This is a genomic window from Limnohabitans sp., assembly GCF_017848645.1.
Lineage (GTDB): Bacteria > Pseudomonadota > Gammaproteobacteria > Burkholderiales > Burkholderiaceae_C > Limnohabitans_A.
This window is the reverse complement of record NZ_JAFEIF010000072.1, coordinates 21,864-30,210: the sequence shown is the minus strand read 5'-3', so window position 1 is coordinate 30,210 and position 8,347 is coordinate 21,864. Positions and strand designations below refer to the sequence as shown.

The window sequence follows — 8,347 nt, the reverse complement described above, 5'->3', positions numbered from 1 at the left end:
CTTCATGACCCCGTCATCCCCCAGCGCGCCCCAGCGCGCCGCCCCCGATTTGTGCGAACCTTGCGCTGGCATTCAGCGCCATTGGCGCAAAGCCCCCGGCCACGCCGAACTGGTGCAAGGCACCCACCAGCGCGAAGACCGTGGCAACGGCCAGGCCAGCTTCACCCGTTACCGCTGCGACCGTTGCGGCGCGGCCTGGGAATACGAAAACAACAAGGCCAACCAGCACGCAGGCTGGGCTTTGCTTGAACACTGAAGCCGCCGCATGAAAGCACCACCGAGGCTGCAGACCCTGGTCGAAGAGGGCCTGATCGACACCGTGGTGCGTCAGCTCATGAGTGGCAAGGAGGCCATGGTGTTCGTGGTGCGCTGCGGCGACGAGACCCGCTGCGCCAAGATCTACAAAGAGGCCACCCACCGCAGTTTTCGGCAAGCGGTGGACTACACCGAAAACCGCAAGGTCAAAAACTCGCGCTCGGCCCGCGCCATGGCCAAGGGCAGCAAGTTTGGCCGCCAGGAGCAAGAAGCCGCCTGGCAAAGCGCCGAGGTGGATGCGCTCTACCGCCTGGCCGCAGCCGGTGTGCGTGTGCCCCGGCCCTTTAACTTTTTTGACGGCGTGCTGCTCATGGAGCTGGTCACCGACGCCCACGGCGATGCGGCCCCGCGCCTGAACGATGTGGCCTTCACCCCCGCGCAAGCCCTGCAGCACCACACCACCCTGATTGGCGAGGTGGTTCGCATGCTGTGCGCGGGCGTGGTGCACGGCGACTTGTCGGAGTTCAACATCTTGTTGGCGCACATCCCCGGTGAGGGCGATCTGCCCGGTGTGGACGAGCCCGTCATCATTGACCTGCCCCAAGCGGTGGATGCGGCCGGCAACAACCACGCCCAGCGCATGCTGCTGCGCGATGTGGGCAATTTGCGCGACTTCTTTGGCCAATTTGCCCCCGCGCTGCGCCAGACCGACTACGGCCCCGAAATCTGGAGCCTGTACCAAGCAGGCTTGCTGAGCAATGAGACACCGCTCACGGGTCGTTTTGAACGCTCGACCGCCGATGTGGACATGGTGGCCGTGCTGCGCGAGATCGACGATGCGCGCGACGAAGAAGCCGCCCGCCAACTGCGCATGGCCACGCCTGCGGCCTGATCTGGGCCCAGGTCATGACCATCCCGCACCGATTGCCCCACGCCGTCTCGCGCCTGCGCACCGAGCGCCTGGCCCGCAGCGCCAAGCCTTTTATGGCCCGTGGCGGCATCAAGGGCGAGCGCTGCCCCGGCTGCCGCCTGGTGCCCAGCCACTGCATCTGCGCGCTGCGCCCTCAGGTGCCCACGCCAGTGGGCATGTGTTTGCTCATGGCCGACATCGAACCCCTCAAGCCCAGCAACACCGGTTGGCTGATTGCCGATGTGGTGCCCGACACCTTCGCCTTTGGCTGGGCCCGCACCGAGGTAGACCCGGCCTTGCTGGCGCTGCTGGCCGATCCGCAGTGGCAGGCCTATGTGGTGTTTCCGGGCGAATTTGTGGCGCCTGAGCGGGTGGTCCAAGCGGTACAGCCCTTGCCCGCCGGTCAGCGCCCGCTGTTCATCCTGCTCGACGCCACCTGGCCCGAAGCCCGCAAGATGTTCCGCAAAAGCCCCTACCTGAACCGCTTGCCCGTGCTCAGCCTGGCCCCCGAACAGGTCTCGCGCTACCAACTGCGCCGCTCCAAACGCGATGACCACTTCTGCACCAGCGAAGTGGCTTCGCTCTGTCTTGAACTGGCGGGCGAGGTGCGCGCGGCCGAGACCCTGCAGGCTTATCTGGACGTCTACACCCACCATTACCTGCAGGCCAAACACCAGCTGCCGCCCAAGCTGCAGGGGCCAGCGCACACACGCTGGCAGTCATTGAAGCGGCCTTGAAAAAGTCTTGACCCGGCCAGGCCGCCCTGTATCCGCTACGATGGCGGCTCAACAATTTCGCCCGGCAACGGGTCTATGAGGAGAGCGCAATGTTCAGTCATGTGATGCTGGGTGTGAATGACCTGGAAGTTTCCAAAAAGTTTTACGACGCCATGCTGGGCACCTTGGGCTATGGCCCGGGCGTGGCCAACAAAAACCGCTATTTCTACCGCAGCCCCACCGGCACCTTCGCCATCACCACGCCCATCAACGGCGAGCCCGCCTGCCACGGCAATGGCAGCACCATTGGCTTCACCGTCAAGTCGGCTGAGCAGGGCGACGCCTTTCACGCGGCGGGTGTGGCCAACGGCGGCACCACCTGCGAAGACCCACCCGGCTTTCGCGAAACCCCCGCAGGCAAGCTCTACCTGGCCTACCTGCGCGACCCCGACGGCAACAAAATCTGCGCCTTGCACCGTCCTGGTTGATCGTTGGGTTTTTTGAAAAGGATCGGTTGTGTCTGAAGCTGCCCACCCCCACGCCGTGAACCTCTCGCGCACCATCGAACGCCTGGTCACCGGCCAGGCCACGTCGGATGGCGCGGGCGTCAAGCTCAGCCGCATCCTCACGCAAGACCTGCAGCACCGGCTCGACCCGTTTTTGATGCTGGACGCCTTTGGCAGCGACAAGCCGGACGACTACATCGCGGGTTTTCCAGACCACCCGCACCGGGGTTTTGAAACCGTGACCTACATGATCGCCGGGCGCATGCTGCACCGCGATAGTGCGGGCAACGAAGGCCTTCTGCAAAACGGCGGCGTGCAATGGATGACCGCAGGCCAGGGCGTGATCCACTCCGAAATTCCACAGCAAGCCGATGGCGTGATGGAGGGCTTTCAGCTCTGGCTGAACCTGCACAGCAGCGAGAAGATGAACGCGCCTTGGTACCGCGATTTTCAGAATGAGCAGCTGCCCCAACTGACCACGCCCGAAGGTGTGCAGGTGACGGTGATTGCCGGGGCCAGCCACGGCGTGCAAGGCGCGGTGAGCCGCAGCATCACGCAGCCGATTTATCTGGACGTGCACATGCCCGCAGGCTCACGTTTTGAGCAAACCCTGCCCGCCGGGCACAACGCCTTTGTGTACGTGTACCGTGGCGATGTGTGCATTGCAGGGCAGGCCGTGCCTTTGCAGCGCATGGCCATCTTGGCCAACACCGCGCAGGCCGACGGCGTGGTGATCGAAGCCAGTGCCGATGCGAAATTGATTCTGGTGGCGGGTCAACCGCTCAAAGAGCCCATCGTGCAATACGGCCCGTTTGTGATGAACACCAAGGAAGAGATCTATCAGGCGCTGGCAGATTTTCGGGATGGGCGGCTGGGCGAGAAGGCCTGAATTTTCGAGGCACTGGACCCAGGCTCAGCCCCTGAAGGCTTTCGCAAAGGCCTGGGCCTGCTGTTGAACCGCTTGCGCCGAACGCCCCGGCGCATACAAGGCCGATCCCAAACCAAAGCCTGAAGCGCCTGCCGTGCGGTAAGCCGCCATGTTGTCGGGCGTGATGCCGCCCACAGGCATCAGGGCGGCGGTTTTCGGCAGCACGGCCCGCATCGCTTTGACGGTGGCCGGTGAAATCATCTCGGCAGGGAAGAGCTTGAGGCCGTGTGCACCCGCATCGAGCGCGGCAAAGGCTTCGGTGGGCGTGGCCACACCGGGCAGCACCACCATGTTCAGCGCCAGGGCTTGCGCCACCACAGCGGGGTTGAAGTTGGGGGCCACAACCAAGCGGCCGCCAGCGGCATGCACGTCTTGGACCTGCTGCGCGTTCAGCACCGTGCCTGCGCCGATCAGGGTTTGCGGAAATTGCTGAGTCAGTGCAGCGATGCTGTGCAAGGGCTCGGGCGAGTTGAGCGGCACCTCGATGATGGCAAAGCCGCTGTCCACCAGCGCCTGTCCGATGGCCGGAGCTTCAGCAGGTGTGAGGCCGCGCAGGATGGCGATCAAGGGCAGTTGGGCCATGGCTTGCGCCAGGGTCTGTGCGGGGTTGGGTGTCTGTGTCATGGTGGTGTTTTGTGTGGGAGCGGCGTCCTCGCCGCGATGAGGGGCTGGCTTCTCAGCATGCCGATGCCAGCGCAAACAAGCCCGCCCAGGTGGCCTCGGCCCCGCGGCTTTGGCATGGAATGCGCAGGTGCTGCAGGGCCAGGGTATAGCGCAGCGTCAGCGCTTCGCTGCCGATCAAAATCACCGGCTCGGTGTGGGTTGACGCGGCTTGGTGGCGCAGCTCTTCGCCGATCAGCAGGCCCGACAGGTAGCTGGGCAATTGGGCCGCGCTCAGGCGTTCAAACAGGCCCAGTGTGCGCACCGCAAACAGGTGGTGCAGCACACTGCCGCTTTGCTGGGTTTGCTGGATTGTGTCCACGCCTTGCAAAAAAACCGTTTCGTCAAAAGCGCCCTGCAGGTCCATCGTTTTGCCCAAAATCGAGTGCTGGCTCATCAGCGCAAACACCTCGCCGGTCATGAAGGTCTGGAACTGCGTGACGCGCCCGCCTTGCACCTGCACCCATTTGCTGTGGGTGCCGGGCAGCACCAGCGTGGCGCTGTCGCGGCCCTCCAAGTGCAGGGCCCCAAAAATTTGCACCTCTTCGCCGCGCATCACATCGGGGGTGCTCAAGGCATCCGCGCCCAGGCAGCTCAGGCCCGGCACCAGGGTGATGCGCCCGGGCTGCAGCCACAGCAGGTGCTGACCCAGCTCGGCAAAGCCTGCGGGGCAGGGGCAGTAGGGTGCTTCTTGCCAGCCTTGGCGGCTGCCCGCCATGCCCGAGATCAGGCAGAGCGCTCCCGGTGCTTGCATCCAGTCGCCAAAGAGTTCTTGAAACACCACTTCAAACTCGCCAGGCGGCACGGTGAGGATGCCGCGTGGAAATTCGCGGGATTCCAGCACCTGGCCGCTGGCACCGAGCCGTGCGCCGCGCAGAGAAGAGGTGCCCCAGTCGATGGCGATCAAAGGTCTTGTGCTGCTCATGCTGTTGCGCCTTTCGAGGGGGCGTTCCACACCTTCAGCACGTCCTCGCGTGTGGGCAAGGGGCCGACCGCGCCGAAGCCCTGCACCGACAGCGAGGCGGCGGCATTGGCATATGCGGTGGCGGCCCACAAGTCGTCGCCCGCCGACAAGCGTGCCAACAGGTTGCCCGCAAAACAGTCGCCCGCGCCTGTGGCGTCAACGGCCGTGACCACATGGCCCGGCAGGCGTTGCTGGTTTTTGCCGTCGCTGGCCAGCGCCCCGTCACTGCCCAGTTTGAGCACCACCTGCGCAGCACCCTGTGCATGGCTCCAGGCGACGATGTCGGCCGCTTGGGTGAGTCCGGTGAGTGCGGTCATGTCTTCCAGGCTGGGCAAAAACAGATCGCACAAACTGAGGGCATGGTGGGTGCAGGCCTGCGCCCGGGCCAGGGGCCACAGGGACAAACGCAAGTTGGAATCGAGCGCCACCCGCGTGCCCACGCTGCGGGCATGGGCCATGGCCGCGAACGCGGTGTCGCAGGCCGTGGCGGAAATGGCCAAAGAGATGCCCGACAGGTGCAGCCACTGGCTGCGGGCTATTGAATCGGTCCAATGCATCAGGTCTTGGGGCTGCATGCGGCTGGCGGCCGAGCCCGCTCGGGCATAGCTGAAGTGGTGGCCTTGTGCATCGTGGCTCACAAAGTACATGCCGGTGGGCGCTTGGGTGTCGCGCAGCACGGTGGTGGTGTCCACGTTTTCGCGCTGCCACAGGTCCATCAGGCGATCACCCCAACGGTCGGTGCCCAGACGCGTCAGGTAGGCCACACGCGCTCCGGCGCGGGCCGCGGCGATGGCGGCGTTGCTGGTGTCGCCGCCAAAGCCTTGTTGGTACAGCGGGGCGTCGCCTGCATGTTCATGAGGCCGCTGGTTGAACTCGACCATGGCTTCACCAAGCGCCACGATGTCCAGGGTTGGGGTGGGGTGGGTCATGTCAAAAAAGGGCGGCTGGACTGAAGTGAATTCAGGGGTGGAGGTGGGAGAATCATCGTCCAACGCGAACCGCGATGGGCGAAAGATTGGAGACAAACAACATGTGGACAGCAGGCACCGAGAGCGATTTTGTACTGAATGCGAGCTGCAAGGGCTACCCCCTGTCGGCCGAGCCTTGCCGTGTTTCTGAGCTGGGGCAGCGCGGCTGGCACCTGCTCGATGACGCGCTGGCTTACCCGGTGGCCGTGCTGCGCCGCCCAGCCCTCACGCACAACCTGGCCTGGATGCAGAACTTTGTGCAGCGCAAAGGTGTGGCCCTGGCCCCACACGGCAAGACCACCATGTCGCCCGAGCTGTTTCGCATGCAACTGCAAGCCGGGGCCTGGGGCCTGACTTTTGCCAACGTGCACCAGTTGCGTGTGGGCCTGGCAGCGGGCACGCAACGCGCCATCATCGCCAACCAGTTGGTGTCGGATGCCGACCTGGATGGGTTGGACTTGTTGCTGAACCAGTACCCGCAAGCACGGGTCTGGTTTTTGGTCGATTCGCTGGCGCAGCTGCGAACCTTGGCCGACTGGGGCGCACGGCGCGGTCAGCCGCGTTGCTGGGATGTGCTTTTGGAGTTGGGCATCGCGGGCTACCGCACTGGCTGCCGCACCCACGAACAGGCCCTGGCTTTGGCTCAAGCCATGGCCGAGTCGGGTGTGGTGCGTTTGGGCGGCGTGGAGTGCTATGAAGGTGGGCTGGGTCAATGCAACAGCGCCCACGACATGGAAGCCGTGAGCGCCTTGGTGCGCAGCGTGCAGGCGCTGGTGCAACAAATCGATGATCAGCACCTGTGGGGCGGTGAGGAGGTCTTGTTGTCGGCAGGCGGCTCGGCGGTGTTCGATTTGGTGATCCCCATGCTCAAAACTCAGATCAAGAGCCGGCCAGTGCAAGGCGTGTTGCGCTCGGGTTGTTATGTCACGCACGACCACTGGAACTACGCCCGATACCTGAAGCTGGTCGAAGCGCGTGAGGGCTTGAGCGCATCGCTGCAGCCTGCGCTGGAGGTGTGGGCCAAGGTGCAGTCGGTGCCCGAGCCGGGGCTGGCCATTTTGAGCGCGGGGCGGCGTGATCTGTCGTTTGACCAGTGCATGCCCATGCCGGTGCGCTGGGCAGCGAATGGGCAAAGCGGTGAGGGGGCCATGCAGGCCACGCCCGAGTCGTGGAAAGTCAAAGCGCTGAGTGACCAGCACGCGCACATGGTGTTTGATGCCCATGGCCAATGGCCACAAGTGGGTGACCGCGTGGCCTTGGGCATTTCTCACCCCTGCACCACCTTTGACAAATGGCGCTGGATGGCGGTCATCGAAGACGATGGGCGCATCAGCGGGGCGATCAGCACGCATTTTTAAACCTTCAACCCTGGATCAAACGAAAAAGGCCGCCACGCAGCATACGCGTGGCGGCCTTTTTTGTGGATCACTTCAAGCCGTTCAAAGCCTCGGCCGGGTAGCCCGGGCGGGTTTTGCAGTCCTCGATGTACTGATCAATGATGGCCTCGTAGCTGGCATCGGCCCGCAGGCCCAGGGCATGCGCACGCTCAAAGGTGCAGCCCTTGGCCCAGTTGTCCACGATGGCGGCGATGCGTTCGTCTTTTTCAAAAGTCACGCGGGCGCGCACGGCGGGACCGGCCACCTTTTCCAAAGCGGCCAGCATGTCGCTGACCTTGACGTTCAGACCCGGCAGGTTCAGGGCCATGCGGCCGCCAAAGGCTTCGCGGCTGGCTTCGAACACGGTGATCAAACCATGCACGGTGTTGCCCGGCGATGAGATGGGGTGCGACACGGCGGCGTCCACTGGGCAGGTGGTGGCTGTGCCCGCCAAAGGCTCGCGGATGATGCCGCTGAAGAACGAAGACGCTGCGCCGTTGGGTTTGCCAGGGCGAACGGCCACCGTCATCAGGCGGGCGGCGCGGCCGTCGATGTAGCCCTTGCGGGTGTAGTCGGCCACCATGTACTCGATCATCAGCTTGTGTGTGCCATAAGACGTTTGTGGCGTGGGCAAGGTGGTGTCTGCCACCAGCGCAGGCATGGGGTTGGCAGCGTCGGGGCCGAACACGGCGACCGAGCTGGCGAACACCAAGCGCGATGCCTGACCGGACGTGCGGATGCTGTCGAGCAACAAGCGGCTGCTGTCCACGTTGGAGCGCAGACCCAGATCAAAGTCCAGCTCGCACTCGCCCGAGACGGCCGAAGCCAAATGGAACACGCCATCAAAGCCGCTCTTGAACAAATCACCTTGTTCCAGCATGGGACCCGCATAGCCCTTGACCCGTGGGTCGGCCAGCAGGTCGGCAGGGGCGGGAAACAGGTCGGCAATGACCAATTCGCTCACGCTTTGGCCATTGAGTTGGCCACGTTTCAAAATCTCGCGGGCCAGTCGTGCACCCAAAAATCCGGCACCGCCGGTGATCAAAATACGCATGGTGTTTCCT

The 8,347-nt window shown here is 64.1% G+C and carries 10 protein-coding genes; 6 read left to right on the top strand and 4 right to left on the bottom strand.

Annotation, left to right across the window (positions count from 1 at the left end; all coding sequences use genetic code 11):
• The first annotated feature begins 4 nt into the window (after positions 1-4).
• From QZ190_RS15345 to QZ190_RS15325, 5 genes are all read left to right on the top strand, one after another.
• Positions 5-256, top strand: coding sequence for a hypothetical protein (locus tag QZ190_RS15345; protein WP_291917975.1), 252 nt, complete (start codon positions 5-7; stop codon positions 254-256).
• Between the two features lie 9 nt (positions 257-265).
• Positions 266-1,147, top strand: a complete 882-nt coding sequence (locus tag QZ190_RS15340) for a PA4780 family RIO1-like protein kinase (RefSeq protein WP_291917972.1) — start codon at positions 266-268, stop codon at positions 1,145-1,147.
• Between the two features lie 14 nt (positions 1,148-1,161).
• The gene (locus QZ190_RS15335) at positions 1,162-1,902 is read left to right on the top strand and encodes a tRNA-uridine aminocarboxypropyltransferase (protein WP_291917969.1); all 741 of its coding nucleotides are present in this window, start codon (positions 1,162-1,164) and stop codon (positions 1,900-1,902) included.
• Positions 1,903-1,991: 89 nt separating this feature from the next.
• Positions 1,992-2,369, top strand: a complete 378-nt coding sequence (locus QZ190_RS15330; RefSeq protein WP_291917966.1) for a VOC family protein — start codon at positions 1,992-1,994, stop codon at positions 2,367-2,369.
• A gap of 28 nt (positions 2,370-2,397) precedes the next feature.
• On the top strand, positions 2,398-3,276 hold the full coding sequence (locus QZ190_RS15325; RefSeq protein ID WP_291917965.1) for a pirin family protein: 879 nt from the start codon (positions 2,398-2,400) through the stop codon (positions 3,274-3,276).
• A 24-nt stretch (positions 3,277-3,300) separates the two neighbouring features.
• On the opposite strand, the gene QZ190_RS15320 is transcribed toward QZ190_RS15325, so the two are convergent.
• From QZ190_RS15320 to QZ190_RS15310, 3 genes are read right to left on the bottom strand one after another with little or no spacing between them, the layout of a single operon-like run.
• Entirely contained in the window at positions 3,301-3,939 is a 639-nt protein-coding gene (locus tag QZ190_RS15320) for a 2-dehydro-3-deoxy-6-phosphogalactonate aldolase (RefSeq protein WP_291917962.1), read from the bottom strand.
• Positions 3,940-3,991: 52 nt separating this feature from the next.
• On the bottom strand, positions 3,992-4,900 hold the full coding sequence (locus tag QZ190_RS15315) for a 2-dehydro-3-deoxygalactonokinase (protein ID WP_291917960.1): 909 nt from the start codon (positions 4,898-4,900) through the stop codon (positions 3,992-3,994).
• Positions 4,897-5,868 carry a sugar kinase gene (locus tag QZ190_RS15310; RefSeq protein ID WP_291917957.1) on the bottom strand — a complete coding sequence of 324 codons (972 nt, stop codon included), beginning with the start codon at positions 5,866-5,868 and terminating at the stop codon, positions 4,897-4,899. The genes QZ190_RS15315 and QZ190_RS15310 overlap by 4 nt, the downstream gene beginning before the upstream one ends.
• Before the next feature lie 101 nt (positions 5,869-5,969).
• Between QZ190_RS15310 and QZ190_RS15305 the strand changes: the two genes are divergently transcribed.
• On the top strand, positions 5,970-7,265 hold the full coding sequence (locus QZ190_RS15305; protein WP_291917955.1) for an alanine racemase: 1,296 nt from the start codon (positions 5,970-5,972) through the stop codon (positions 7,263-7,265).
• A gap of 67 nt (positions 7,266-7,332) precedes the next feature.
• On the opposite strand, the gene denD is transcribed toward QZ190_RS15305, so the two are convergent.
• Complete coding sequence (gene denD, locus QZ190_RS15300; RefSeq protein ID WP_291917952.1) at positions 7,333-8,337, bottom strand: D-erythronate dehydrogenase; 1,005 nt, start codon at positions 8,335-8,337, stop codon at positions 7,333-7,335.
• Positions 8,338-8,347: the final 10 nt, after the last annotated feature.

What these genes read in the sequence shown, in the direction of transcription:
- QZ190_RS15345 (WP_291917975.1), top strand. Translation starts at nt 5, where the DNA reads ATGACCCCGTCATCCCCCAGCGCGCCCCAGCGCGCCGCCCCCGATTTG.
- QZ190_RS15340 (WP_291917972.1), top strand. Translation starts at nt 266, where the DNA reads ATGAAAGCACCACCGAGGCTGCAGACCCTGGTCGAAGAGGGCCTGATC.
- QZ190_RS15335 (WP_291917969.1), top strand. Translation starts at nt 1,162, where the DNA reads ATGACCATCCCGCACCGATTGCCCCACGCCGTCTCGCGCCTGCGCACC.
- QZ190_RS15330 (WP_291917966.1), top strand. Translation starts at nt 1,992, where the DNA reads ATGTTCAGTCATGTGATGCTGGGTGTGAATGACCTGGAAGTTTCCAAA.
- QZ190_RS15320 (WP_291917962.1), bottom strand. Translation starts at nt 3,939, where the DNA reads ATGACACAGACACCCAACCCCGCACAGACCCTGGCGCAAGCCATGGCC.
- QZ190_RS15315 (WP_291917960.1), bottom strand. Translation starts at nt 4,900, where the DNA reads ATGAGCAGCACAAGACCTTTGATCGCCATCGACTGGGGCACCTCTTCT.
- QZ190_RS15310 (WP_291917957.1), bottom strand. Translation starts at nt 5,868, where the DNA reads ATGACCCACCCCACCCCAACCCTGGACATCGTGGCGCTTGGTGAAGCC.
- QZ190_RS15305 (WP_291917955.1), top strand. Translation starts at nt 5,970, where the DNA reads ATGTGGACAGCAGGCACCGAGAGCGATTTTGTACTGAATGCGAGCTGC.
- denD (WP_291917952.1), bottom strand. Translation starts at nt 8,337, where the DNA reads ATGCGTATTTTGATCACCGGCGGTGCCGGATTTTTGGGTGCACGACTG.